This window comes from Actinoplanes sp. NPDC026623 (assembly GCF_040638275.1).
GTDB lineage: Bacteria > Actinomycetota > Actinomycetes > Mycobacteriales > Micromonosporaceae > Actinoplanes.
Map to the genome: position 1 here is coordinate 48,498 of NZ_JBEZXZ010000021.1, position 23,759 is coordinate 72,256.

Annotated in this window: 21 protein-coding genes; 13 read left to right on the top strand and 8 right to left on the bottom strand. The window is 72.2% G+C overall.

Going from position 1 to position 23,759, the window contains the following annotated elements; translation table 11 throughout:
- Positions 1 to 55: 55 nt before the first annotated feature.
- Positions 56 to 1,384 carry a glycosyl hydrolase gene (locus AB0F10_RS09500; protein ID WP_360621845.1) on the bottom strand — a complete coding sequence of 443 codons (1,329 nt, stop codon included), beginning with the start codon at positions 1,382 to 1,384 and terminating at the stop codon, positions 56 to 58.
- 157 nt (positions 1,385 to 1,541) lie between these two features.
- Between AB0F10_RS09500 and cysC the strand changes: the two genes are divergently transcribed.
- The 8 genes from cysC (at position 1,542) to AB0F10_RS09540 (ending at position 11,799) form a co-directional block, all read left to right on the top strand.
- The gene (cysC, locus tag AB0F10_RS09505) at positions 1,542 to 3,065 is read left to right on the top strand and encodes an adenylyl-sulfate kinase (protein ID WP_360621847.1); all 1,524 of its coding nucleotides are present in this window, start codon (positions 1,542 to 1,544) and stop codon (positions 3,063 to 3,065) included.
- A gap of 110 nt (positions 3,066 to 3,175) precedes the next feature.
- Positions 3,176 to 4,972 (top strand): Wzz/FepE/Etk N-terminal domain-containing protein, encoded by a 1,797-nt coding sequence (locus AB0F10_RS09510; protein ID WP_360621849.1) that lies wholly within the window; start codon positions 3,176 to 3,178, stop codon positions 4,970 to 4,972.
- Positions 4,969 to 6,360, top strand: coding sequence for a hypothetical protein (locus tag AB0F10_RS09515; RefSeq protein ID WP_360621851.1), 1,392 nt, complete (start codon positions 4,969 to 4,971; stop codon positions 6,358 to 6,360). Before AB0F10_RS09510 ends, AB0F10_RS09515 begins: the two co-directional genes overlap by 4 nt.
- Positions 6,357 to 7,586 (top strand): hypothetical protein, encoded by a 1,230-nt coding sequence (locus tag AB0F10_RS09520; protein WP_360621853.1) that lies wholly within the window; start codon positions 6,357 to 6,359, stop codon positions 7,584 to 7,586. The genes AB0F10_RS09515 and AB0F10_RS09520 overlap by 4 nt, the downstream gene beginning before the upstream one ends.
- Before the next feature lie 2 nt (positions 7,587 to 7,588).
- Positions 7,589 to 8,467 (top strand): sulfotransferase, encoded by an 879-nt coding sequence (locus tag AB0F10_RS09525; RefSeq protein ID WP_360621856.1) that lies wholly within the window; start codon positions 7,589 to 7,591, stop codon positions 8,465 to 8,467.
- Positions 8,468 to 8,501: 34 nt separating this feature from the next.
- Complete coding sequence (locus AB0F10_RS09530) at positions 8,502 to 10,067, top strand: MATE family efflux transporter (RefSeq protein ID WP_360621858.1); 1,566 nt, start codon at positions 8,502 to 8,504, stop codon at positions 10,065 to 10,067.
- Positions 10,064 to 10,792, top strand: a complete 729-nt coding sequence (locus tag AB0F10_RS09535) for a methyltransferase domain-containing protein (RefSeq protein ID WP_360621860.1) — start codon at positions 10,064 to 10,066, stop codon at positions 10,790 to 10,792. Before AB0F10_RS09530 ends, AB0F10_RS09535 begins: the two co-directional genes overlap by 4 nt.
- 8 nt (positions 10,793 to 10,800) lie before the next feature.
- Positions 10,801 to 11,799, top strand: coding sequence for a glycosyl hydrolase (locus AB0F10_RS09540; protein ID WP_360621862.1), 999 nt, complete (start codon positions 10,801 to 10,803; stop codon positions 11,797 to 11,799).
- A 38-nt stretch (positions 11,800 to 11,837) separates the two neighbouring features.
- Here the strand turns inward: AB0F10_RS09540 and AB0F10_RS09545 are convergent, their stop codons facing one another.
- Complete coding sequence (locus tag AB0F10_RS09545; protein ID WP_360621864.1) at positions 11,838 to 12,623, bottom strand: WecB/TagA/CpsF family glycosyltransferase; 786 nt, start codon at positions 12,621 to 12,623, stop codon at positions 11,838 to 11,840.
- An 89-nt stretch (positions 12,624 to 12,712) separates the two neighbouring features.
- On the opposite strand from AB0F10_RS09545, the gene AB0F10_RS09550 reads away from it, so the two are divergent.
- From AB0F10_RS09550 to galT, 4 genes are all read left to right on the top strand, one after another.
- Positions 12,713 to 13,636, top strand: coding sequence for a sulfotransferase (locus AB0F10_RS09550; RefSeq protein ID WP_360621866.1), 924 nt, complete (start codon positions 12,713 to 12,715; stop codon positions 13,634 to 13,636).
- Positions 13,636 to 14,550 (top strand): glycosyltransferase, encoded by a 915-nt coding sequence (locus AB0F10_RS09555; protein ID WP_360621868.1) that lies wholly within the window; start codon positions 13,636 to 13,638, stop codon positions 14,548 to 14,550. Before AB0F10_RS09550 ends, AB0F10_RS09555 begins: the two co-directional genes overlap by 1 nt.
- Positions 14,551 to 14,642: 92 nt before the next feature.
- Complete coding sequence (locus tag AB0F10_RS09560; RefSeq protein WP_360621870.1) at positions 14,643 to 15,419, top strand: DeoR/GlpR family DNA-binding transcription regulator; 777 nt, start codon at positions 14,643 to 14,645, stop codon at positions 15,417 to 15,419.
- Positions 15,416 to 16,507, top strand: coding sequence for a galactose-1-phosphate uridylyltransferase (gene galT, locus AB0F10_RS09565; RefSeq protein WP_360621872.1), 1,092 nt, complete (start codon positions 15,416 to 15,418; stop codon positions 16,505 to 16,507). The genes AB0F10_RS09560 and galT overlap by 4 nt, the downstream gene beginning before the upstream one ends.
- Positions 16,508 to 16,793: 286 nt before the next feature.
- Here galT and AB0F10_RS09570 read toward each other — a convergent pair whose 3' ends face one another.
- The gene (locus AB0F10_RS09570; protein WP_360621874.1) at positions 16,794 to 18,008 is read right to left on the bottom strand and encodes an NADP-dependent isocitrate dehydrogenase; all 1,215 of its coding nucleotides are present in this window, start codon (positions 18,006 to 18,008) and stop codon (positions 16,794 to 16,796) included.
- Positions 18,009 to 18,118: 110 nt separating this feature from the next.
- On the opposite strand from AB0F10_RS09570, the gene AB0F10_RS09575 reads away from it, so the two are divergent.
- Positions 18,119 to 18,916: an MBL fold metallo-hydrolase gene (locus AB0F10_RS09575; protein WP_360621877.1), complete on the top strand. Its 798-nt coding sequence runs from the start codon at positions 18,119 to 18,121 to the stop codon at positions 18,914 to 18,916.
- A gap of 45 nt (positions 18,917 to 18,961) precedes the next feature.
- On the opposite strand, the gene mdh is transcribed toward AB0F10_RS09575, so the two are convergent.
- From mdh to AB0F10_RS09600, 5 genes are all read right to left on the bottom strand, one after another.
- A complete protein-coding gene (gene mdh / locus AB0F10_RS09580) occupies positions 18,962 to 19,912 on the bottom strand; it encodes a malate dehydrogenase (protein WP_360621879.1) in 951 nt (316 codons plus the stop codon).
- A gap of 102 nt (positions 19,913 to 20,014) precedes the next feature.
- Entirely contained in the window at positions 20,015 to 20,614 is a 600-nt protein-coding gene (locus AB0F10_RS09585) for a pentapeptide repeat-containing protein (RefSeq protein WP_360621881.1), read from the bottom strand.
- A complete protein-coding gene (gene purH, locus AB0F10_RS09590; protein WP_360621883.1) occupies positions 20,614 to 22,173 on the bottom strand; it encodes a bifunctional phosphoribosylaminoimidazolecarboxamide formyltransferase/IMP cyclohydrolase in 1,560 nt (519 codons plus the stop codon). Before purH ends, AB0F10_RS09585 begins: the two co-directional genes overlap by 1 nt.
- Complete coding sequence (gene purN / locus AB0F10_RS09595; protein ID WP_360621885.1) at positions 22,170 to 22,787, bottom strand: phosphoribosylglycinamide formyltransferase; 618 nt, start codon at positions 22,785 to 22,787, stop codon at positions 22,170 to 22,172. The genes purH and purN overlap by 4 nt, the downstream gene beginning before the upstream one ends.
- A 52-nt stretch (positions 22,788 to 22,839) precedes the next feature.
- A partial coding sequence (locus AB0F10_RS09600) for a DUF6350 family protein (RefSeq protein ID WP_360621887.1) occupies positions 22,840 to 23,759 on the bottom strand: 920 nt, incomplete at its 5' end.

The following is a 23,759-nucleotide window of genomic DNA, read 5'->3' on the forward strand; positions in this document are numbered from 1 at the left end:
GTCACTGTTTCGGATCAGGTGAACCCCGGACTCACCCCTGAGACGCGACTACCTCTCAGGACACGGAGGGCCTGATGTCGACCTGGAAGATCGGGAGCCGGCCGAGCCTGCGGTATGCCGACAGCGACTCGGGGGTCGCGTCGACCCGGGAGTCGCGGCCCTTCTGGCTGTGCGGGGTGTCGAAGTGCACCATCGCCCGGATGTTCGGGAACCGGCCGATCTGCCGGCCCACCTCGCGGTAGAACTGCGCCTTGTGGCCGGGGTTGGTCTTCGAGGTCCAGACGCCCCACTCGGCGACCATCAGCGGCTTGTTCGGGTGCTTGGTGGTGGCCCAGTTGTAGAAGCCCGGCCAGTTCGGGCGGGCCGAACTCTGCCTGTTCAGCAGCTCCGCGAAGTCGCCGTGGCCGTATCCGGGGTCGCCGTAGGCATAGGTGTCGAAGCCGACCCAGTCGACCACGTCGTCGCCGGGGTACATGGCCTGGAACCAGCTCTCGCTCGTGTGCGGCACGTACGCCATGTGCACGAGCACCGTGACCAGGTTGTCGACGCCGCGGGCGCGCAGCCGCTGCACCACGTGGCGGTACATCGCCGCGTAGTCCCGGGCGGTGTAGCCGGAGCCCGCCTTCTCCCGGACGTTGTCCTCGGCCTCGTGGTGCACGGTGAAGAAGAACTGCTCGGGGAACTCGGCGTTGATGTGCCGGGCCAGCCGGTCGAGGAACGCGTCGGTCGCCGGGTCGCCCTGCGCGATCTTCGCCCACGACGCGCCCGACGGCTTCCAGTTGAGGAACAGGATGCGCTCGCGGCCCGGCTGGCGGGCGATCGCCACCTCGGTCTCCGTCGGGAAGAGCTGCCGGTTTCCCCGGTGGTAGGCGTGGAAGATGTCCTGGTGGCGCCCGGTCTTCTCCTCGAACGCCGCGAGCGCTTGCTTGCCGCGCCCGTCGGTGAAGGCCCCCGGCGCCACTCCCCACAGCACGCCGCAGGTCGGTACGAGCTTGCGGCCGGTGTGGCAGCGCCGGGCGCCGGATTCCGAGGACGGCGTCGCGTCGGTGGCGCTCCCGGCCGGGCCGGGGTGCGACGGCTGCACGCCGCGGGCGGCGGAACCGGGCTCCCCGGGCACGCCGGAGGCTCCCGGCGCCGCGCCCGGCGCCGCGCCCGGTGCGGTGGGCACCACGCCCGGCTGGGCCGGCTGGCGCGCGCCGCCGAGCGGCGGCAGCGGGCGCCCGGGCAGCGTCACGGCCGGATCGTCGCCCGGCCCGTACGGCAGGCCGAGTTGATCCACGCCGCCGGTCCACGCCCAGGACAGGGTGGCGACCAACGAGAGGGCAAAGATCACCGTCATGGCGAAGATGTGCAGGGGCCTGGTACGGCGGGGTCGACGTCTCACGATCGCCCAGTATTCGACCTAATGTCCGTTTTGTCGACTACCCAGCCTGGTTGTCCGCGTGGCGAACGTCTAGAACGGACAGACTGCCGAGCCCCGCTCGACCCCGGGGAGTCCTGCTGCGAAACTGTCCCTCAAGTCACTGCAGGGGGAGTATTAGGTGAACGACGGTTCTGTGCTGCCAGAGGACGTGTTGCGTGACGCGCCGACGTACACGCCGCGCGGGCACGAACTCGCCGACCTCGAGTTGCTGCTCTCCGGCGCCTACGCGCCGCTGACCGGCTTCCTCGGCCGGGCCGACCTCACGGCGCTGCGCCGCCGGGGCCGGCTCGCCGACGGGACACCGTGGCCGGTCGGCGTGACCTGCGAGATCCCGGCCGAGCTCGCCACCGGTCTCGACCTCGACGACCCGCTGCGCCGCACGGTGGTGCTCACCGACCCCGAGGGCGCGCCGGTCGCCGCGATCGAGGTGACCGACGCCTGGCCGACCAAGGCCGGCATGTGGGCGATCGGCGGCACGGTGCGCCGGATGGGCGACGGCGGGCACGGCCCGTTCCAGCGCCTGCGGCGCACCCCGGAGGAGGTCAAGGCCCTGCTCCCGCCCGGCCGGGTGCTCGGGGTCATCGCCGACCGGCCGCTGCACCGCCCGCAGCTCGCGCAGATCGCGCACGCCGCGCGCACCCTCGCCGCGCACCTGCTGATCTTCATCCCGGTGACCGGCCCGGGGCCCGACGGCCTGCCGCCGGAGGCGCTGGTCCGCGCCGTCTTCGCGGCCCGCGACCGGATGCCGCCGGCCACGATCGTCGCCGTGCCGCTGATGCCGCGCAACGACGAGATGCGCGACGCGCTGCTGCGGGCCCGGGTCGCTACCGCCTATGGCGTCACCCACGTGCTCTCCACCGGCGACATGCTCTCCGGCGCCGGGCTGCGCGTGCTGGTCCCCCGCGAGCTGGCGTACGACAACCGCGACGGCCAGTGGCGCTGGCGCGACGACATCCCGCCGCGCAACCGGCGGCTGGCGCTGTCCTCCGCCGAGGTCGAGGACCTGCTCGATCGCGGGTTCCCGCTGCCGGAGTGGCACACGCCGCCGGCCGTGGCCAAGGAGCTGACCCGGATGCGCCCGCCGCGCCGGCACCGCGGCCTGGTCGTCTTCTTCACCGGCTTCTCCGGTTCCGGCAAGTCGACAATCGCCCGCGGCGTCGCCGACTCGCTGCGCGAGGACGGCGAGCGGACCGTCACCTTCCTCGACGGCGACGTCGTGCGCCGGGAGCTGTCCGCCGGGCTCGGCTTCAGCCGGGCCGACCGGGACCGCAACGTGCGGCGGATCGGCTGGGTGGCCGCGGAGGTCGCCCGGCACCGCGGCATGTCCATCGCCTGCCCGATCGCCCCGTACGCCGACGCCCGCGCCGCCGTGCGCAAGATGGCCACCGAGGCGGGCGCCGGCTTCGTGCTGGTGCACGTGGCGACCCCGCTCGAGGTCTGCGAGCGCCGCGACCGCAAGGGCCTGTACGCCCGCGCCCGGGCCGGTCAGCTGCGCGGCATGACGGGCGTCGACGACCCCTACGAGGAGCCGACCGACGCCGAGCTGACGCTGGACACGACGGACATGACGGTGCCCGAGGCCATCGACGTGGTGCTGGCCTATCTGGTGGAGACCGGCTGGGTGGAACCGAATATGAAGTAACCGATCGCGGTGGAGTAGTTACGCAACGGCTTACGGGCCGTTTACCCCCTCGGGGGCGAAAAGCCCGAATGCTGTGCCCACAACTCCACCCCGAAAGGGCTGCCTTACCGATGGAAGATCCACGCCCGGTATCCGCCGACCTCTCGCACTACCTGGGCGTGTTCCGCCGGCACTGGTGGGTTGTTCTCGCTGCCGGCGGGGTGGGCCTGGGGCTCGGCGCCGCGGTCACCCAGGCCATGCCGAAGGTCTACGAGTCGTCGACGTCAGTGCTGGTACAGGCCGTCTCCGGTGACACCAACGCCTCCGGCGGCCGGACCAAGGGCACGATCAACCTCGACACCGAGGCCCAGCTCGTCGCCTCCGGCGCCGTCGCCGTGAAGGCCGCGACGCTGCTGCGCGCCCAGGTCTCACCCGTCGAGCTCGCCCACTTCGTCTCCGTCGAGGTGCCCGCCAACACCACCGTCCTGGTGATCCGCTTCGAGGCGGACACCCCGGAGGGTGCGCAGAAGGGCTCGCACGCGTTCGCCGAGGCGTACCTGCGCAACCGGGAGGAGACGGCCCGCGCCGGGCTGGATCAGCAGATCAAGACGCTGGTCGTCAAGGCCAGGCAGCTGACCGCGACCCTCACCGGCATCAACAACCGGCTGGCCAAGGCGCAGAACGGCAGCTTCGAGCGCAGCAACCTGGAGAGCCTGCGCAGCAACTCGCAGAACCAGCTGAACAACCTGACCAGCCGGCTCAACGAGCTGACCACGGCCACCGTCGGCGCCGGCAGCATCATCAGCGACGCCCGCGCGCCCGAGGAGCCGACCAGCCCGAACGCGATGCTCAACATCGCCACCGGCGGGATGACCGGGCTGCTCGTCGGGCTGGCGCTGGCGTTCACCCGGGAACGCTTCGACGGCGGCCTGCGCACCCCGGCCGACGTGCGGGACCGGGGGCGCATGCCGGTGCTCGCCGCGCTGGACGAGCGGACCACCCCGCGCTTCGACGACGTGCTGCAGCCGTACGGGCCGGGCGGGCGGGTCTTCAACCGGCTGCGCAACGAGGTCCTGGCGAGCCTGAAGAGCGGCGACCAGATTCTCGTGGTCACCGGCGCCAGCCGCGGCTCCGGCACGACGCTGGTGGCCGCCAACCTCGCCGCCGCGCTGGCGCGTACCGGAAGCGACGTCGTGCTGGTCGGCGCCCATCTGCCGGACAGCGTGGTCGACGCCGCGCCGCTGGCGCGGATGCTCGGCGTCTCGGCGATGCCCGGGCTGTCCGACCTGCTGGCCGGGCGGATCGGGCTGAACAAGGCCATGCAGCGCACGCCGCGCATCCCGTCGCTGCGGGTCATCACCACCGGCGGCGCCGCGACGGCGGCGGGCCTGATGCAGTCGCAACGGCTGCGCGACACGCTGGAGGCGCTGCGCCGGCAGGCCGGCTACGTGGTCATCGAGGCGCCCTCGACCAGCAGCAGCGCCGACGCGCAGAGCCTGGCCAGCCTCGCCGACGCCGCCATCATCGCGGTGGAGTTGCGCCGCGCCAAGCGCCCGGCGCTGCTCGACGCCGCCGAGCAGTTGAGCCGGGTCGGCACGCCGCTGCTCGGCGCCGTCGTCCTGCCCCGGCTGACCGGCATGCGCGGCGGCGAGGAGAACCTGCCGGCCGTCGCCCTCCCGGCCGAGCGCAAGGAACCGCGGTCGGACGAGGCCGCGACCGCCGACGCCGACCGGACCCAGCCGCTGCGCTCGTCGGCTTCGCCGACCACCGGCGGGCAGGTCCGGCCGCGCGAGGGCGGCCAGGACGAGGTCACCGCGGTCATCGACATGAGCTCGGGTGGGCAGCAGACCAGGACCGCGCCCCAGCCGAAGGCCGGCGCGCAGACCAAGACGGCGGAGAAGCCCACCGAAGCGCCGGAAGAGAAGTGACGCTGGCCGTACCGGGCGGCCCAGGCACCGTCAGCACCCGGGCGTCCGGGCCCGGCCGGCAGGCCACGGCCGCGCGGCCGACCGCGCTGCCCGCCTGGCCGCTCGCGAGCATGCTCGCGTTCTACCCGGTGTGGTGGGCGCTCGGGCTCGGCGTGCTGATCTTCCCGATCATGTCGGCGCCGATGCTGGTGCTGCTGCTGCGCCGCCACGCGGCCGGGCGCCGGCTGCGCCTGCCGCCCGGCTTCGCCTGGTGGCTGTTGTTCCTCGCGGCCGTCGTCATCAGCATCGCGGCGCTCGGCGCCGACCCGCCCGGCACGGTGGCCGAGCTCGCGAGCGACCGCCTGGTCGCGGTCGTCTACCGCCTCAGCCTGTACGCGTCCCTGACCGTCCTGCTCGTCTACGCGGGCAACCTGACCGAGGCCGAGCTCTCCCGGCGCCGCCTGGCCAAGCTGCTCGGCTGGCTCTTCGTGGTCACGGTGCTCGGCGGCCTGCTCGGCATGGTGGCCGGGCGCTTCGAGTTCACCTCGCCGGTCGAGTGGCTGCTGCCGCACGCGGTGCGCAGCAAGGGCTTCGTGCAGTCGCTGGTGCACCCGTACGCGGCGCAGATCATGGATCTGGTCGGCGGCGAGAAGCCCCGCCCCGCCGCGCCCTGGGGCTACACCAACACTTGGGGCAACAACTTCTGCCTGCTGATGGGCTGGCTCGTCGTCGCCGCCTGGGCCTCCCGCCGGGGCGGCGTGAAGCTGCTGGCGCTGCTCTGCCTGGCCGTGTCGATCGTGCCGGCGGTGGTCTCGCTGAACCGCGGCCTGTGGATCGGCATCGGCGTCGTGGTCGTCTACGTCGCGATCCGCTACGTGCTGATGGGCCGGATCTGGATCATCGGCGCGGTCCTGGTCGCCGCGGCCGCGCTGGCCGTCTCCCTCGTCGCCACCCCGCTCGGCGACACGGTGACCGCGCGGCTGGACAACGGCAAGTCCAACGGGGTGCGCTCCTTCCTGATCGAGCGCGCGGTCGAGGGCTTCACCGACTCCCCCGTGATCGGGTACGGCTCGACCCGCAGCACCATGGGCGGCCGCAACTCCATCGCCGTCGGCGAGAGCTCCGAGTGCGAGCGCTGCGGCAACTTCACGGTCGGCGGCAACGGCCAGTTCTGGCAGCTGATGTTCGCGCACGGCATCGTCGGCACGGTCGCCTACCTGGGCTTCTTCGCCTACGGCCTGTGGCGCTTCCGGCGCGATCGCACCCCGATCGGCATCGCCGGCAGCGCCGCCATCGTGAGCTCCTTCTCGGCCATGCTCTGGTACAACTCGCTGGCCACACCCCTCGTCTTCATGTTCCTGGCCTACGCGCTGCTCTGGCGCAACGAGATCGAGGGGGAAGGTTCTTGAGTCCGGTGAAGACCGCTCCGGCGGAACTGACCGTGGGGGACGCGGCGCTGCGTACGCAGTACCTGGCGGAGGTACTCGCGCTGCTCTACCCGGCACCGTGCGACACCGCCGGCGGGCCTGGCGAGCAGATAGCCGAGTACCTGGTGGTGCCCGACGCGCGCCGGCCCCGGCTGCTGGTGCCGAACACGTCGCGGCGGGTGGCGGCCGCGGCGGTCCGGCGCTACGCCGAGCCGCAGTCGCGGGGCGCCCGGCTCAAGCGCGACGCGGTCGTGGCCGCCCTGCGTACCGGGGCCTCGGGCCTGCTGCTGCGCGACCGGGTGCGGATCACCGGCCCGGTCTCGGAGAGCATCGACGGGCATCTGCGGGAGGCGCTGCACCGGGAGCTCGCGATCAGCATCCACATCGGACCCGCCCGGGCCAACCGCAAGCCGGTGCTGCAGCTGATCACCCCGGCGGGCGAGACGTTCGGCTTCGGCAAGCTCGGCACCGGCCCGCTCACCCGGCAACTGGTCCACGCGGAGACCGCCGCCCTGCGGGCGCTGGGCACCGCCGGGCTCACCAAGCTGACCGTGCCGACGGTGCTGCACGCCGGGCAGTGGCGCGGCCTGCAGGTGCTGGTCCAGTCGGCGCTGCCGGTGTGGCTGCCGCGGGCGCCGCTGACCCCGCGCCGGCTGACCGCCGCGATGCTCGACATCGCCGGCTGCTACGGGTACACCAGCGGGACCCTGGTCGGCAGCGCGTACTGGGCCGAGCTGCGGGGCCGGCTCGCGGCCGTGTGCGACCGGCCCGAGGGCGCGGCGCTGGCCTCCGCGGCCGAGCTGCTGGCCACCCACGCCGGGCAGCACACGCTGCGGTACGGCGCGTGGCACGGCGACTGGGCACCGTGGAACATGGCGAACCTCGCCGACACGCTGCTGGTCTGGGACTGGGAGCGGTTCGCCCGGGGCGTGCCCGCGGGCTTCGACGCCGTGCACCACGAGCTGCAGCGGCGGATCCAGTCCACCGGCAACGCCACGGAGGCGGTCGAGGCGACCGTACGCCGGGCCGGCGAGCTGCTCGCGGCGTTCGGCGTCGCCGACGAGGTACGCGAGCTCACCGCCCTGCTGTACCTGATCGACCTCGCCGCCCGCTATCTGACCGACCGCCAGGCCGAGGCGGGTGCCCGGCTGGGCGTCCTCGGCACCTGGCTGCTCCCGGTGCTCATCCGCCGGGTCGAGGAGCTGTGACAATGGACGTCTCGAAGGTTCCGAGCCCGGTGAAACGGGTCGTGCACCTGGGTACCCGGTCGTACGGCCGGCTCACCGCGCCCGCGCGGATGACACCGTCGTTCCTGATCTGCGGTGGCCAGCGCTGCGGCACGACCTCGCTCTACCGCGCGCTGGCCGCACACCCGACGGTGCTCAAGGCCGTGCTGCACAAGGGCGTGCACTACTTCGACGTGTCGTACGAGCGCGGCAAGGGCTGGTACAAGGCGCACTTCCCGCTGCAGCGCAGCGCCGAGCGGATCCGCACGAGGTACGGCGTCGAGGCGCAGACCTTCGAGTCGAGCCCGTACTACATGTACCACCCGCAGGCGGCCGCCCGGATCGCCGCGGACCTGCCGGCCGCGAAGCTCGTGGTGCTGGTCCGCGATCCGGTGGAGCGGGCGTACTCGCAGCACCATCACGAGCTGGCCCGCGGGTTCGAGCACGAGCGCGACTTCGGCAACGCGCTCGCGCTGGAGCCGGCCCGGCTGCACCGCCAGGAGCACAAGCTGGCGACCGACCCGGGCTACTACTCGTTCGCGCACCAGCACCACGCCTACCGGTCCCGCGGCGAGTACGCCCGCTACCTGAGCGTGATGGCGCAGCACGTCGGCCGGGAACGCATCCACGTGGTGGAGAGCGAGCGGTTCTTCGCCGAGCCCGAGGAGGTCTACGACGAGGTCTGCGCGTTCCTCGGGCTCCCCCTGAACCTGGGGCATCCGGCCTTCGAGCGGCACAACGCCCGGCCCCGGCAGGCCGACATGGAGCCGACCCTGCGCCGGGACCTGACGAACTACTTCGCCACGCACGACGAGGCGCTGAGCACCTGGCTCGGCCGGGTGCCCAGCTGGCGGGCGGCATGACCGACCGCGGCGCGGGCCGCAAGGAGGTCACCGCGTGACCACCACGGCGGTCGCGGACCCGCCCCGCCGGAAAGCCACCCAGGGCGTCGCCCGCGGCGGCCTGGCCAACATGGCCGGCGCCGCGCTGGCCGGCGGCACCGGCATCGCCGTCACCTGGGTGGTCGCGCGGCGCCTCGGCGCCGAACAGGCCGGCGCGTTCTTCGCCGCGACGGCGGCGTTCGTGCTGGCCGGCGGGCTGGCCAAGCTCGGCACGCAGACCGGGCTGGTCTACTGGCCGGCCCGGCTGCGCGCCACCGGCCGCGATCACCTGCTCGGCGCCTGCCTGCGCACCGGCCTCACGCCGGTTCTCGCGCTGGCGGTGGCGCTCGGCTTCGCGATGTGGTTCGGCGCCCCCGCGATCGCGCACCTCACCGCGCAGGACTCGCCGCACGTCGTCGACGCGCACACCACCGGGCTGCGGGTGCTGGCGGTCTTCCTGCCGCTGCAGGCGCTCACCGACGCCCTGCTGACCGCCACCCGCGGGTACAAGGCCATGCGGCCGACCGTCACGCTCGACCGGATCATGCGCAGCGCGCTGCAGTTGCTGTGCGTGGGTGCCGTCGGGGTGGCCGGCTTCTGGACGACGGCGACGCTGCCGGCGTTCGCGCTGGCCTGGGCCGTGCCGTACCTGCCGGTGACGGTGCTGGCGGCGATCGCGCTGCGCCGGACCTACCTGGCCGCGAAGCCGGCCGGCGCGCGGGCCCGGCGCGGGGAGCGCCGGCGGCTGCGCCGCGACTTCTGGCGCTTCACCGGCCCGCGGGCCCTGGCCAGCGTCGCGCAACTGGCGCTGCAACGGGTCGACGTGCTCCTCGTCGCGGCCCTCGGCGGGCTGGCGGCCGCCGCGATCTACGCCGTCGCCGGCCGGTTCGTGGTGCTCATCCAGTTCGCCAACCAGGGCATCTCCCAGTCGGTGCAGCCGCGGCTCGCCGAGGCCCTCGCGACCGGCGACCGGGAGACGGCCAACCACCTCTACCAGACCGCCACCGGCTGGCTGGTGCTGGTCACCTGGCCGATCAACTTCCTGGTGATCCTGCTCGCGCCGGTCTACCTGGGACTGTTCGGCGACGCCTACCCGCAGGGTGCCGGCGTCGTCATCGTGCTGGCCTGCGCCATGCTCGTCGCCACCGGCTGCGGCATGGTCGACATGGTCCTGGCGATGGCCGGGCGCACCTCGTGGAACCTCGTCAACGTCCTGGTCGCGCTGGGCGTGACGATCGGCCTGGACGTGCTGCTGATTCCCCGGTACGGCGCCCTCGGCGCCGCGATCGGCCTGGCCTGCGCGATGGTCGCCAACAACCTGCTGCCGCTCGTGCAGGTGGGCCGGGCGGCCCGGCTGCACCCGTTCGGTACGGGCACGCTCGCCGCCGCCGGGCTCTCCGCCGCCTGTTTCGGCGTGGTGCCCGGGCTCATCACCGCCGTGGCCGGCTCCGGACCGGCCGGTCTCACGCTCGGCGTGGCCACGGCCGTGCCCGCCTTCGCCGCGGGGGTCTGGCTGCTGCGCGGACCCCTCGCCCTCGACGCCTTCCAGCCCCGCAAGCTCATCCAGAGGAGGACCGGTTGACCACCGAATACACCAAGGTGTTCCAGGACGCGAACGCCGTCGACAAGTACGAGCACGTCACCTACGCGCCGGACAGCTACGCGTCGCGGATCAACGAGCGGCAGCGGGCGTACCTGCGCAAACTCGTCGACCGGGAGTTCGAGACCCCGCCGGTGCAGCACGACTTCGCCTGCGGCACCGGGCGCGCGATCCGCACGCTGCACGGCATGGTCCGCGACGCGCACGGCTACGACACGTCGGCCGAGATGATGGCGAAGGCGGCCGAGGTCGGCTCGCAGGCGCGGTGGCACCAGGTGCCGATGGACGGCCCGGTGCCGAGCCCGGTGCCGGCCGGGCACCCGGCGATCGTGACCATGTTCCGGCTGCTGCTCAACGTGCACGCGGACGTGCGGGACCGGGCGATCGCGTTCGCCGCGAAGGCCCTGCCGGAGGCCGGGTCCGGCCTGCTGGTGGTGGAGAACCACGGCAACTCCGGCTCGCTGCGGCACCTGCGCGCCCGGCGGCATTCGGGCGAGCGCTGGTTCGCCGAGCTGTCGCACGACGAGGTCGAGGAGCTGTTCGACCGGCACGGCTTCGAGATCATCGAGCGGCGAGGCTTCTCCATGTTGACCGAGTCGCTGGACAACCTGAAGCTGGCCCGCGCCGCCGACGCGGCCCTGCGCCGGCTGCCGGGCTCGGACGGCTTCGCGGTCAACGTCCTCTACACGGCGCGCCGGAAGCGGTAACCACCGCCATGCGCCGCGCTATCGCCCTACTGGGCCTGCTCGTCCTCGTCCTCGCCGGCTGCACCTCGCACCGGCGGGACGAGCCCGAGCCCACGCCGTCACCGGACCTGACCAGCGCGCCGGTCGCGGTGGCCGTCAACCCGGGGCCGTTCGAGGCCGGACCGTTCGAGGCGCCGGCGACCGGCGCGTACCTCGGCGCCTGGATCAAGCCCGACGAACTCACCCACGTCGGCCGGGTCGCGGCCGTCGAGGGTCTCGAACAGGACCTGGGCCGGTCGCTCGACATCGTCAACACCTACCGGCGCTTCGAGCAGATGGTCGGCACCAAATCGGACGCTGAGTTCCTCGCGCAGGGCTCGACGCTGATGGTGAGCTGGGCGACCGGCGACAACCGATCCATCCTCGCGGGCGAGCACGACCGCCTGATCCGCCAGCAGGCCCGGGCCATCCGCAGGGTGGGCAAGCCGGTCCTGCTGCGGATCCGGTGGGAGATGGACCGGCCGAACCTGCGCGCGACGATGTGGTCCGGCGAGGACTACATCGCCGCGTACAGATACATCCGGCAGATCTTCGCCCAGGAGCGGGTGGACAACGTGTCGTGGGTGTGGTGCCCGACCGCGGAGGGCTTCATCCGCGGCGACGCACCGGCCTTCTACCCGGGCGACGACCAGGTCGACTGGACCTGCGTCGACGTCTACGCGGGAAACCTCTTCCAGCCGATCGGCCGGCTGATGGGGCCGTTCCTGCAGTGGGCTGCCCAGCGCCCGAAGCCGATCATCATCGGCGAGTTCGGGGTGGCCAAGGCGTGGGGCTCCGCGGGCCGGGCCGCCTGGCTGCACAACGCCGCCGGCACCTTCAAGGCGAACCCGCAGATCAAGGGCGTCGTCTACTTCGAGTCGAATCCCGAGGGCAACGGGCCGAAGCAGCAGTTCCAGCTGGCCGGCGACAAGCCGGCCTTCGAGGCCTTCACGAGGCTGACGAAGGACCCGTACTTCAACCCGAGCTGACGGTTGGACCGGGACGCCGGTCCCGGTCCGACCAGAGCTCAGCGGCGCCGGCTCGCGGCGCCGGCGAGCAGCCGCATCGCGTACGGCGCGTCGTGCTTGAGGTAGCGCCCCGCCAGCCGGCCGGGCTCCGTGCCCAGCCGGTGCGCCCATTCCAGGCCGGTCTTCTGCATCCAGCGCGGTGCCCGGTCGACGTCCCCGGCCACGAAGTTGACCGCCGCGCCGCAGCCGATGAACCAGGCCTTCGGCATCTCGGCGCGCAGCCGGGTGATGACCGCCTCCTGCTTGGGAAAGCCCAGGCCCACGAAGACCAGGTCGGGTTCCGCCCGGACGATCTCCGCGCGGAACTCGGCATAGCCGCGTTCCTTCTTCTCGAAGCCGAACGGCGGGCAACTGGTGCCGGCGATCCGCAGCCCGGCGCACTCCTCGGCGAGCCGCTCGGCGGCCCGGGCCGCGCCGTCCTTGCGGCCGCCCACGCCGGGCGCGCCGCCGACGACGAAGATCGACCGGCCGTCGTAGCCGAGCCCGCGGGACAGCGACCAGATCAGGCTGCTGCCGGCGACCCGCTCGGGCAGCGGCGCGCCGCTGAGCCGGCTGGCCCAGACCAGCGGCATGCCGTCGGCGACGATCAGGTCGGCGTCGTCGAGGTGGACGCGGACGCCGTCGTCGCGCTGCGCCCGGCGCAGGATGTCGACGTTCGGGGTGACGATGCGGCCTCCCCGGCCAAGGGTGATCGCCTCCCGGACGACCGCCACGACCTCGTCCTCGGTGATGCGGTCGATCCCCGTCCCGTCCAGCTGGACGCGGTCGAAAGCCTCGACAGTCATGCAACGCCTCCTTCAGCCCTGCTCGCTCGTTATAGGAGCGAAACGAGCGAAGGTGGGCGAAAGTGGCACGAATTCTATACTTAGGCGGATTGGGGCGAAGCGGAACAACGCTCGTCGAGCGCCTACTCGGCGAACTGCCCTCCGTGTGCGCGCTCGGCGAAATCGTCCACCTGTGGCAGCGCGACATCCGCGACGACGAGCGCTGCGGCTGCGGCGCCCGCTTCTCCGCCTGCACCTTCTGGAAGCGCGTCGGCATCGCGGCCTTCGGCGGCTGGGGCAACGTCGACGTCGACCGGGTGCACGCCCTGCGCGACGTCGTGGAGCGCACCCGGCACATCCCCCGCCTGGCGAGCGCCAACCTGCCCGCCGCCCAGCGCGCCGACGTCCGCGAGTACGCGGGCTACTACGCCAAGGTCTACGCCGCCGCCGCCGAGGTCTCGGGGGCCGCGGTCGTCGTCGACTCCTCCAAGCACAGTGCGCTCGCCCACGTGCTGCGCTGGGCGGACGACGTGGACCTGCGGGTGGTGCACGTGGTCCGGGACGCACGCGGGGTCGCGTACTCGTGGACCAAGACCGTTACCCGGCCGGAGACGGACGGCAGCGACGAGATGACCCGCTACTCCCCCGGCCGCTCGGCCCTGCTCTGGAACGCGCACAACGCCGCGTTCGGGCTGCTCTCCCGGCTCGGCGTGCCGGTGCGGCGGATCCGCTACGAGCAGTTCCTCACCGACCCGCGGGCCGCGATGCGGGACCTGGCCGAGTACGCCGGCGTGCCGGTCGCCGACGCCGACCTGGCCTTCCTCGGCGACGGGTACGCCGACCTGCGGGTCGGGCACAGCGCCGCCGGAAACCCGATGCGCTTCAGCGTCGGGCGGCTGCCGATGCGCCGCGACGACGACTGGATGCGCGCGCTCCCCAGTGGCCAGCGCCGCCTCGTCGGCGCGGTATGCGCGCCGATGCTGCGCGCGTACGGCTACCCGCTCAACCCCGCAGAAATGCTCCAGGAGGCGTGATGAACTGGCCGTCCGTCGGTGTCGTTATCCCCACCCGCAACCGCCCCGAACTCGTCCGCAAGGCGATCGCCGCCGTACGCGACCAGCGCTACCCCGGCGAGATGAAGGTGGTCGTCGTCTACGACCAGACCGAACCCGACTACCTGCTCGCCTCCACCGAGGGCACCCAGGTGCTGGTGCTGACGAACTGGCGCACCTCCGGCCTGGCCGGCGCCCGCAACACCGGCATCCTGGCGCTGGACACCGAGTTCGTGGCCTTCTGCGACGACGACGACAAGTGGGCGCCGGACAAGCTGCGCCGCCAGGTCGCCGCGCTGCTGGCTGAGCCCGACTCCGAGTTCGCCACGTGCGCGATCGAGGTCGAGTACGAGGGCCGCACGACGCCGCGGCTGGCCGGCCACAGCCGGGTGACCGTCGACGAACTGGCCCGCTCGCGGATGGCGATGCTGCACTCGTCGTCGTTCCTGGTGCGCCGGGAGGCGCTCGCCGACTCCGCGATCGGGCTGGTCGCCGAGGACGCGCCGGGCAGCCAGAACGAGGACTGGGACCTGTTGCTGCGCGCGGCACGCCGGGCGCCGATCGTGCACCTGGACGAGCCGCTGGTCCGGGTGCTCTGGGGACGCACGTCGCACTACGCGTACGAGTACGCCACGAAGATCTCCTCGCTGCGCTGGATGATGCAGCGCCACCCCGAGATCAGCGGCTGCCGGCCGGGCGCCGCCCGGGTCTACGGACAGCTCGCGTGCTGGTCGGCCGCGACCGGTAACCGCAGCCAGGCCTGGCAGTTCAGCAAGGAGGCGGTCCGCGCCAACTGGAAGGAGCCGCGCACCGCGATCGCCCTGGCGGCCATCGCCGGCGCGGTGAAGGTCGAGAACGTGCTCTCCGCACTGCACAAACGCGGCCGAGGTATCTAACACACACTCTTTTGCGCACACCTGATCAGCAGGTAGTGTTCGCACGTGTTCGAATTCGTGCGGTTAGAACGACTCAATGCGGGTGAGTGCTGATGCTGGCGCAGCAGCGACAGGCAGCGATCCTGGACCGGGTGCGGGCGGCGGGCGGCGTGCGCGTCAGCGAGCTGGCCGCCGAGTACGGCGTGTCAGACATGACGATCCGCCGCGACCTGGAGTCCCTGGCCGACCGGGGCCTGCTGGCGAAGGTACACGGGGGCGCGACCACGGTCAGCCCTGGTTCGGCGCACGAGCCCGGCTTCGCGGCCAAGTCGGTGCGCCAGCGCGCCGAAAAGGCGGCGATGGCCATGCGCGCCGCTGCCCTGGTCTCCCCCGGCGACGCCATCGCGCTGTCCGCGGGCACCACGACCGCCGGGCTCGCGCAGCGACTCGTCGACGTGCCGGCGCTGACCGTGGTCACCAACTCCATCCCGGTCGCCGACATCTTCTACCGGGCCGGGCGCCCGGACCAGACCGTCGTGCTGACCGGCGGGACGCGGACGCCCTCCGACGCCCTGGTCGGCCCGGTGGCGGTCGCCGCGATCGGCACGCTCCACCTCGACGTGCTCTTCCTCGGCGTGCACGGGATGAGCGAGCGGGCCGGCTACACCACGCCGAACCTCATGGAGGCCGACGTCAACCGCGCCCTCGTCGAGGCGGCCGAGCGGCTCGTCGTGCTCGCCGACCACACCAAGTGGGGCACCGTTGGCATCTCCTCGATCGTGCCGCTCGAGCGCGCGGACGTCGTGATCACGGATGACCAGCTGGACGAGGCCGCGCGCGCGGTCCTGGTGGAACAGGTGAACGAGCTGATGGTGGTAAGCGCTCAATGATCTCCAAGAGGACCGCGATCCGGCTCTGCGACGGCCGCGAGCTCATCTACTTCGACGAGGCTCCGGACGCGGACCGGGACCGGTGGCCGGACACCCGGGACCTGCCGCCCCCGCCGCCGACGTCGCAGCTGCGGTACGACCCGCTGGTCGACGAGTGGGTGGCGGTCGCCGCGCACCGGCAGACCCGCACCTTCCTGCCGCCGAGCGACAAGTGCCCGCTCTGCGGCTCGACGGCGGACTTCGCCAGCGAGATCCCGGCGCCGGACTACGACGTGGTCGTCTTCGAGAACCAGTTCCCGTCGTTCAGCGACCGGGTCAAGGCCGACGAGATCACCGAGCTGACCGAGCTGGTGCCGGTCCGGCCGGGCGTCGGTCGCTGCGAGGTCGTCTGCTTCACCAGCGACCACAACAGCTCCTTCGGCGCGCTGACGCCCCAGCGCGTGCGCACGGTGGTCGACGCGCTCGCCGACCGCACCTCGGAGCTGTCCGCGCTGCCCGGCGTCGCGCAGGTCTTCCCGTTCGAGAACCGCGGCATCGAGATCGGCGTGACGCTGAGCCACCCGCACGGGCAGATCTACGCGTACCCGATGGTCCCGCCGCACACCCAGGCCATGCTCCGGGCCGCCCAGCGGCACGCGGAGCACACCGGGGGCCGCAACCTGTACGCGGACGTGCTCGAGGCCGAACAGAAGGCTCAGGTCCGCGTGGTGGCCGCCAACGAGCACTGGACGGCCTACGTGCCGGCGGCGTCCCGCTGGCCGTTCGAGGTCCAGCTCGCCCCGAACCGGCAGGTGCTGGACATCCCGGCGCTGACCGACCCGGAGCGCGACGCCTTCGGCCCGATCTACCTGGACATCCTGCGGCGCTTCGACGCGCTCTTCGACCGGCCGATGCCCTACATCTCGGCCTGGCACCAGGCGGTGACGGGCGAGGGCCGCGAGCTGGGATACCTGCACCTGCAGCTGTTCAGCATCCGCCGGGCGGCGGACAAGCTGAAATACCTGGCCGGCTCCGAGTCCGCGATGGGCGCCTTCATCAACGACATCGTCCCGGAGACCGCGGCACAGCTGCTGCGCGACGCCCGCTGAGTTAGGGGGCGGGGGGCCTGGGACAAAGGCCCCCCGCGGGGAAGGACGGCAGGCGAACCACCTACTGGTCGCGTCGGCCCCCAGAACCTGTCGGCGCCCGGGACATGGGCAGCCAGACCGGTGGGCGACTGTGAGGCGACGCGATCGTCATCCGTTCTACAAGAAGAACGAAGGCCGTGCCCCTTGGTAACGCATCCTAAACATGCGATTTACCGCATTCATCCGAATCGCGAAAAAAGGACCGCCGACATTACGTCGGCGGTCCTTCCTCATTCGCGATCTGCGATCAGGCGAACTTGCGCGCCAGGTTCTCGTCCAGCGCGTTCATGAACTCCTCCGTGGTCTGCCACGGGGCGTCCCGGGAGATCAGCAGCGCGAGGTCCTTGGTCATCTGACCGCCCTCGACGGTCTCGATGCAGACCCGCTCGAGCGTCTCGGCGAACTCGGTGACCGCCGGGGTGCCGTCGAGCACGCCGCGGTGCTTGAGGCCACCGGTCCACGCGAAGATCGAGGCGATCGGGTTGGTCGAGGTCTTCTCGCCCTTCTGCCACTGCCGGTAGTGCCGGGTGACCGTGCCGTGCGCCGCCTCCGCCTCGACGGTCTTGCCGTCCGGGGTCATCAGCACCGAGGTCATCAGGCCGAGCGAGCCGAAGCCCTGCGCCACCGTGTCGGACTGCACGTCGCCGTCGTAGTTCTTGCAGGCCCAGACGTAGCCGCCCTCCCACTTCATCGCGGCGGCGACCATGTCGTCGATCAGCCGGTGCTCGTAGGTCAGGTCGGCGGCCTTGAACTGCTCGGCGAACTCGGTCTCGAAGATCTCGGCGAACAGGTCCTTGAACCGGCCGTCGTACGCCTTGAGGATCGTGTTCTTCGTCGAGAGGTAGACCGGGTAGTTGCGGGCCAGGCCGTAGCGGAACGAGGCGCGCGCGAAGTCGCGGATCGACTCGTCGTAGTTGTACATCGCCATCGCGACGCCGCCGCCCGGGTAGTCAGCGACGTGGAACTCCATCGGCGCCGAGCCGTCCTCGGGCGCGAACGTGACGGTGAGCTTGCCCGGGCCCGGCACCACGAAGTCGGTCGCCTTGTACTGGTCGCCGTGCGCGTGCCGGCCGATGATGATCGGCTTGGTCCAGCCCGGTACCAGCCTCGGTACGTTCGACATGATGATCGGCTCGCGGAAGACGACGCCGCCGAGGATGTTGCGGATCGTGCCGTTCGGCGACCGCCACATCTTCTTCAGGCCGAACTCCTCGACGCGGGCCTCGTCGGGGGTGATCGTCGCGCACTTGACGCCGACACCGTGCCGCTTGATCGCGTTGGCCGAGTCGATGGTCACCTGGTCATCGGTCTCGTCGCGGTGCTGGATCGAGAGGTCGTAGTACTCGAGGTTGACGTCGAGATACGGCAGCACCAGCTGTTCGCGGATCTGCTTCCAGATGATCCGGGTCATCTCGTCGCCGTCAAGCTCCACGACCGGGTTGTTCACCTTGATCTTCGCCATCGACGGCGCTCCTCTCCCGGGACACATGTTTTAGCAGTACAAGCGTACTGCAGGCCGGTTGGTGATCGCCCCCGGCCCTGCGCTTCGGCGCCGCCGAGCAGAATGGCGTGATGTCCGCCATTCACACCGTGGGGCCGCTCACCATCATCGCGCTACAGGACGCCGAAGGTCCGCACTTCGACCGGCGCGAGGACGCGATCCCGGCGGCGACACCCGCGCAGTGGGCCGCCGCCGACGCGATCGACCCCGCCGCGCGGTCCGCCGACGGCCGGTGGTGGTTGCGCTTCCGGAGCTTCGCGATCCGGTACGGCGACAGCGGCCCGGTCACGCTCGTCGACGCTGGAATCGGGCCGGCGGACTCGCTGGCCGCCGATTGGGCCCCCGTACTAGGTCGCCTGCCGGACGAGGCGTCGGCGGCCGGGATCGCCGCGTCCGACGTCCACGCCATCGTGCTGACCCACCTGCACACGGACCACATCGGCTGGGCCGTTCCGGCGGACTCGCCCTTCACGAACGCCCGGGTGATCGTGCAGCGCGCGGACGCCGAGGCGTACGCGGCGGCCCGCCAGGAGAAGGCGCTGCTCGAGCCGCTGCGCCGGCAGGGGCGCCTGCAGGTGGTCGACGGCGACGTGGCGCTGTCGACGGGCGTACGGATCCTGAGCACCCCGGGGCACACCCCCGGGCACCAGAGCGTGCTGGTCAGCTCCGGAGACCGGAGCCTGCTGATCACCGGGGACCTGCTGGTGCACGCCGTCCAGCTGCTGGACCCGGCGCTCGGCTACGGCCACGACACCGATCCCGAGGCGGCCCGCGCGAGCCGGGTCTCGGCGCTCGCCGCGGCCGCGTCCGGCGACACGTGGCTGGCGACGTCGCACCTGGGCACGCCGTACCGCCGCTCCGGAATCTGAAAAGGCCAGGACCCGAGCGGGTCCTGGCCTTTCACGATGTGCGAATCAGAGCTCGGCGACGTCCGCCTGCTTGGCGCGGACCGCCTCGGCGGCCTCCTTGAGGCCGGCCAGCTCGGCGGCCGTGAGCTCGGTCTCGACGACCTTCTTCACGCCCTCGGCGCCGATCTCGGCCTCGACGCCCAGGTAGACGCCCTTGATGCCGTACTCGCCGTCGACCCAGGCGCAGACCGGCATGACCGCGCCGGAGTCCTCCGCGACGGCCTTGGCCATGCGCGCGGCGGCGGCGGACGGCGCGTAGTACGCCGAGCCGGTCTTGAGCAGCGCCACGACCTCGGCGCCACCGTTGCGGGTGCGGGTGACGAGCTCCTCGACCTTGTCGGCCGGGAGCAGCTCGGCGAGCGGCTTGCCGTTGACCGAGGACTTCGACGGGACCGGCACCATGGTGTCGCCGTGCGAGCCCAGCGTCAGGGTCCGGACGCTGCCGACCGGAACCTTCAGCTCCTCGGCGACGTTGTTGGTGAAGCGGGCCGAGTCGAGCATGCCCGCCTGGCCGAGCACCCGGTTCTTCGGGAACTGGGTGGCGATCTGCGCGAGCGCGGTCATCTCGTCGAGCGGGTTCGACACGACGATGACGACGGCGTTCGGCGCGTACTTCGCGACGTTCTCGGCGACCTGGCGCACGATCTTGGCGTTGACGCCGAGCAGGTCCATGCGGCTCATGCCCGGCTTGCGGGGCAGGCCGGCGGTGATGACGACGACGTCGGAGCCCTCGATGGCCTCGTAACCCTCGCCGTTCGGCCCGGTGGTGGCGCCGACGATCTTGGTCTCGAAGCCCTCGATCGGCCGCGACTGGTTGAGGTCCAGCGCGAGGCCCTCGGGCTTGCCCTCGACGATGTCGGTGAGCACCACGGTCTCGAAGACGTCGTACTCGGCCAGACGCTGTGCGGTCGTGGACCCGTAGAAACCGGCGCCTACGACGGTGACCTTCTTGCCCATGTCTCTCACTCCCAGTCGGCGGGACGACTTTTCCGGACCGTATCAGTCGGTTAACGGCGCATTACCCGGCAGGGGCGATCAGGGGGAGGTAAGCCACTCCCGTTACCCGCAGACCTGCGCCCCGTGTGCGGTGGCGAACTGCGCCGCCTGCGTCAGGTCGATCTTCGCCCCGGCGATGGCGACGTCGCGCAGCACGACCCCGTCCAGGTCGGCACCGCGCAGGTCCGTGCCCTTGAGCACCGCGCCCTGCAGCCGGGCGTTCGAGAGATCCGCGCCGCGCAGGTCCGCCCGGGTGAGGTCGGCGTTGGTGAGATCCGCCTCCCGCAGCCGCAGGCCGCCCAGCCGCGCGGCGGTGAGGTTGGCACCGCGCAGCGAGACGAAACCCCAGTCGCCGCCGTCGATGGTGAGCGGGCGCAGCCCGCAGTCGAGAAACTGGGTGCCGGTCAGCTTGCAGCCCACCAGGGTGGCGTCGAAGAACGAGCAGCGGCGCAGCACCGACTGCGTGATCGCGCAGTTGGTGAGCTCGGCGGCGTTGAACCGCACGTTGCCGAACTCGCAGTGGGTGAACGTGCAGCCGGCGAGCTTCGCCTCCGACCAGTCGACGTCGTGGAACGCGCAGTCCTCGTAATGTGCGCGTTCCACCTCGTCGAGGGCCCAGTCCTTGCCGGAGAAGGTCTCGTTCCGGACCACTTCCACGTCCATCAGTGGTAGAAGTGCCGCGTGCCGGTCAGGTAGACGGTGAGGCCGGCCTTCTCGGCCGCCTCGATCACCAGGTTGTCGCGGATCGAGCCGCCCGGCTGCACGACCGCCTTGACGCCGGCCGCGATCAGCACCTCGAGCCCGTCCGGGAACGGGAAGAACGCGTCCGAGGCCGCGACGCTGCCCTTGGCCCGGTCCGGGCCGGCCCGGTTCACCGCGAGGTTCGCGGCGTCGACCCGGTTGACCTGGCCCATGCCGACGCCGACGGTCGCGCCGTCGTGCGCGAGCAGGATCGCGTTGCTCTTCACGCCCCGCACGGCCCGCCAGGCGAAGACGAGGTCGGCGAGGTCCTCCGGCGCGGCCGCCTCGCCGGTGGCCAGCGTCCAGTTCGCCGGGTCGTCGCCCGCGGCGTCGATCCGGTCCGACAGCTGCACCAGGACGCCGCCGCCGATCTGCTTGATCTCGGCGGGCGGCGGGTTCCAGGCCGGCGCGACAAGCACCCGCAGGTTCTTCTTCGCGCGGAACACCGCGAGCGCCTCGTCGTCGAACGACGGCGCGACGATGACCTCGGTGAAGATGCCGTCGAGCTGGTTCGCCAGTTCGGCGGTCACCTCCCGGTTGACCGCGATGACCCCGCCGAACGCCGACACCGGGTCGCAGGCGTGCGCCTTGCGGTGCGCCTCGGCGACGTCGGCGCCGATCGCGACGCCGCACGGGTTGGCGTGCTTGATGATCGCCACGCACGGGTCGGTGAAGTCGTTCGCCGAGCGCCAGGCGGCGTCCGCGTCGACGTAGTTGTTGTAGGACATCTCCTTGCCGTGCAACTGCTCGGCCTGCGCGAGCCCGGCGGGAGCGTTCGGGTCGAGGTAGAGCGCGGCCTGCTGGTGCGGGTTCTCGCCGTACCGCAGCGGGCTCTGGCGCTCGAGCGCCAGCCCGGCGAACTCCGGCCACTCGGCCGGCGCGAGGGTGGTCGCGCACCAGTTCGCGACCGCGACGTCGTACTCCGCGATGTCGGCGAAGGCCCGGGCGGCGAGCAGCCGGCGCTGCGAAAGCGTGAAGCCGCCGTCCCGCAGCGCGTCGACGATCAACGGGTACGCGGCCACGGAGGTCACCACGGCGACCGAGGGGTGGTTCTTGGCGGCCGCGCGGACCATCGCCGGGCCGCCGATGTCGATCTGCTCGACGCACTCGTCGACGGTGGAGCCCGCGGCGACGGTCTCGGTGAACGGGTACAGGTTGCTGACCAGCAGGTCGAAGGGCTCGACGCCCAGCTCGGCCAGCTGCGCCTGGTGTGCGGGCAGGCGCAGGTCGGCGAGCAGGCCCGCGTGCACACCGGGGTGCAGCGTCTTGACCCGTCCGTCCAGGCACTCCGGGAACCCGGTCAGCTCCTCGACCCGGGTGACCGGCACGCCGGCCGCCTCGACGACCGACGCGGTCGAACCGGTGGAGACGACCTGCACCCCCGCCGCGTGCAGGGCCCGCGCGAGCTCGACCAGTCCGGTCTTGTCGTAAACGCTGAGCAGCGCCCGCTTGATCGTTCGGCGGCCCTCGTCGGAGGTCATGGGATCCGTACCTTCCTGTCCGTGATGGTCCAGCCCTCGCGGACCAGCCGGCCGACATGCTCGACAAGCTGACGGCGCTCGGCGTCCTTGATCCGCTCGGTCAGCGTCTCCTCCGTGTCGTCGTCGAGCACGGGGACGCTGACCTGGGCGATGATGGGTCCGGTGTCGACACCCGCGTCGACGAAGAAGAGGGTCGCCCCGGCGATCTTCACGCCGTAGGCGAGCGCGTCGCGCGGGCCGTGGATGCCCGGGAACGACGGCAGCAGCGCGTTGTGCGTGTTGACGTAGCGGTCGCCGAACGCGGTCAGGAACTCCCTGCCGACCAGCTTCAGGAAGCCGGCCGAGATGACCAGGTCGGGCTTGTGCTCGGCAACGTGGCCGGCGAGGGCGGCATCCCAGTCGTCCCGGGTCGGGTAGGCCTTCACCGAGTCGACGAACGTGGGTATGCCGGCCTTTTCGGCGCGTTCGAGTCCGGCGATGCCGTCCCGGTCGGCTCCCACCGCGACGACCCTCGCGCCGTACGCGGGATCCGCGGCGGCATCGAGGAGCGCCTGCAGGTTGCTGCCGGAGCCGGAGACGAGGACGACCAGGCGGGCGGGCGCGGGGTCTGTCACCCGAGCACCCTATCGCCGCGCCGACCCGGACCGGTAAACGGGTGGTTTCGGGCTATTTGCGGTGCGGGGCCCGGAAGGCCCGGCCCGCGGCCGCGCCGATGCTCGCGGACACCGCGACCACGATGGTCGCGATCAGCGCGACGTGCCACGGCACCGGACCGATCTCGGCGAGCCGCCCGTCGCCCAGCGAACCGCCCGACATCCAGGACAGCAGGCCCAGCACCAGCCCGGCGACCGGCCCGGAGAGCAGCGCCGCGCCCAGCACCAGCGACCAGGCCGGCTCGACCGGCGCCGGGTCGCCCGGTTTACGGCCCTGGGTCAGGTGGCCGTCGACGACGTGGTGCACGTCGACCAGCCGCCGGGTCAGCAGCCAGCCCGAGGCCATCGCCGCCAGGACCGGCACCGCAAGCAGCGCCGCGCCGCTCGCGCCCAGCGGCCCGTCCGGCAGGCCCGACAGCAGCGGCAGCGTCGGCAGCGGCCCGACCGTCACCTCGGTGAGCCGGATCGCCGAGTCGGTGCCGAGCAGGAAGCCGGGGCCCAGCAGGTACGCCGCCGCCCAGACCACGGCGTTCGCCCCGTAGGCAAGGCTGACCAGCGTGATGCCGGCCTGTCCCGCCACGCCGGTCCGGTAGGCGGAGATCATGTCCGCCGCCTGCGAGCCGCCGACCGCCACCGACAGCCCGGCGAAGGCCGCGCCCGCCGCGAGGATCAGCAGCGCCGTCACCACTCCGGCGCGCAGGCCGTGGCGCAGCGCCGGCGGGATCCGGCGGGCCGTCACGACGAGCGCCTCCGTGCCGCGCAGCGATCCGATCAACGAGAACGCCAGCCCCGCCAGGAAGAAGTTCAGGGCCGCCCGGCCCGGGGAGACGTCCGTGCCCCGGCCGTCGACCGCGAGGGCCGCACCGGCACCCAGAATCGCGTACGCGAGGCCGATCGCCCCGGCGACCAGCAGGGCCGCCCGGGGCGAGCCGC

What these genes read in the sequence shown, in the direction of transcription:
- mdh (WP_360621879.1), bottom strand. Translation starts at nt 19,912, where the DNA reads ATGGGCAAGAAGGTCACCGTCGTAGGCGCCGGTTTCTACGGGTCCACG.
- AB0F10_RS09540 (WP_360621862.1), top strand. Translation starts at nt 10,801, where the DNA reads ATGCGCCGCGCTATCGCCCTACTGGGCCTGCTCGTCCTCGTCCTCGCC.
- AB0F10_RS09545 (WP_360621864.1), bottom strand. Translation starts at nt 12,623, where the DNA reads ATGACTGTCGAGGCTTTCGACCGCGTCCAGCTGGACGGGACGGGGATC.
- galT (WP_360621872.1), top strand. Translation starts at nt 15,416, where the DNA reads ATGATCTCCAAGAGGACCGCGATCCGGCTCTGCGACGGCCGCGAGCTC.
- AB0F10_RS09525 (WP_360621856.1), top strand. Translation starts at nt 7,589, where the DNA reads ATGGACGTCTCGAAGGTTCCGAGCCCGGTGAAACGGGTCGTGCACCTG.
- purH (WP_360621883.1), bottom strand. Translation starts at nt 22,173, where the DNA reads ATGACCTCCGACGAGGGCCGCCGAACGATCAAGCGGGCGCTGCTCAGC.
- AB0F10_RS09510 (WP_360621849.1), top strand. Translation starts at nt 3,176, where the DNA reads ATGGAAGATCCACGCCCGGTATCCGCCGACCTCTCGCACTACCTGGGC.
- AB0F10_RS09560 (WP_360621870.1), top strand. Translation starts at nt 14,643, where the DNA reads ATGCTGGCGCAGCAGCGACAGGCAGCGATCCTGGACCGGGTGCGGGCG.
- AB0F10_RS09575 (WP_360621877.1), top strand. Translation starts at nt 18,119, where the DNA reads ATGTCCGCCATTCACACCGTGGGGCCGCTCACCATCATCGCGCTACAG.
- AB0F10_RS09585 (WP_360621881.1), bottom strand. Translation starts at nt 20,614, where the DNA reads ATGGACGTGGAAGTGGTCCGGAACGAGACCTTCTCCGGCAAGGACTGG.
- AB0F10_RS09555 (WP_360621868.1), top strand. Translation starts at nt 13,636, where the DNA reads ATGAACTGGCCGTCCGTCGGTGTCGTTATCCCCACCCGCAACCGCCCC.
- AB0F10_RS09570 (WP_360621874.1), bottom strand. Translation starts at nt 18,008, where the DNA reads ATGGCGAAGATCAAGGTGAACAACCCGGTCGTGGAGCTTGACGGCGAC.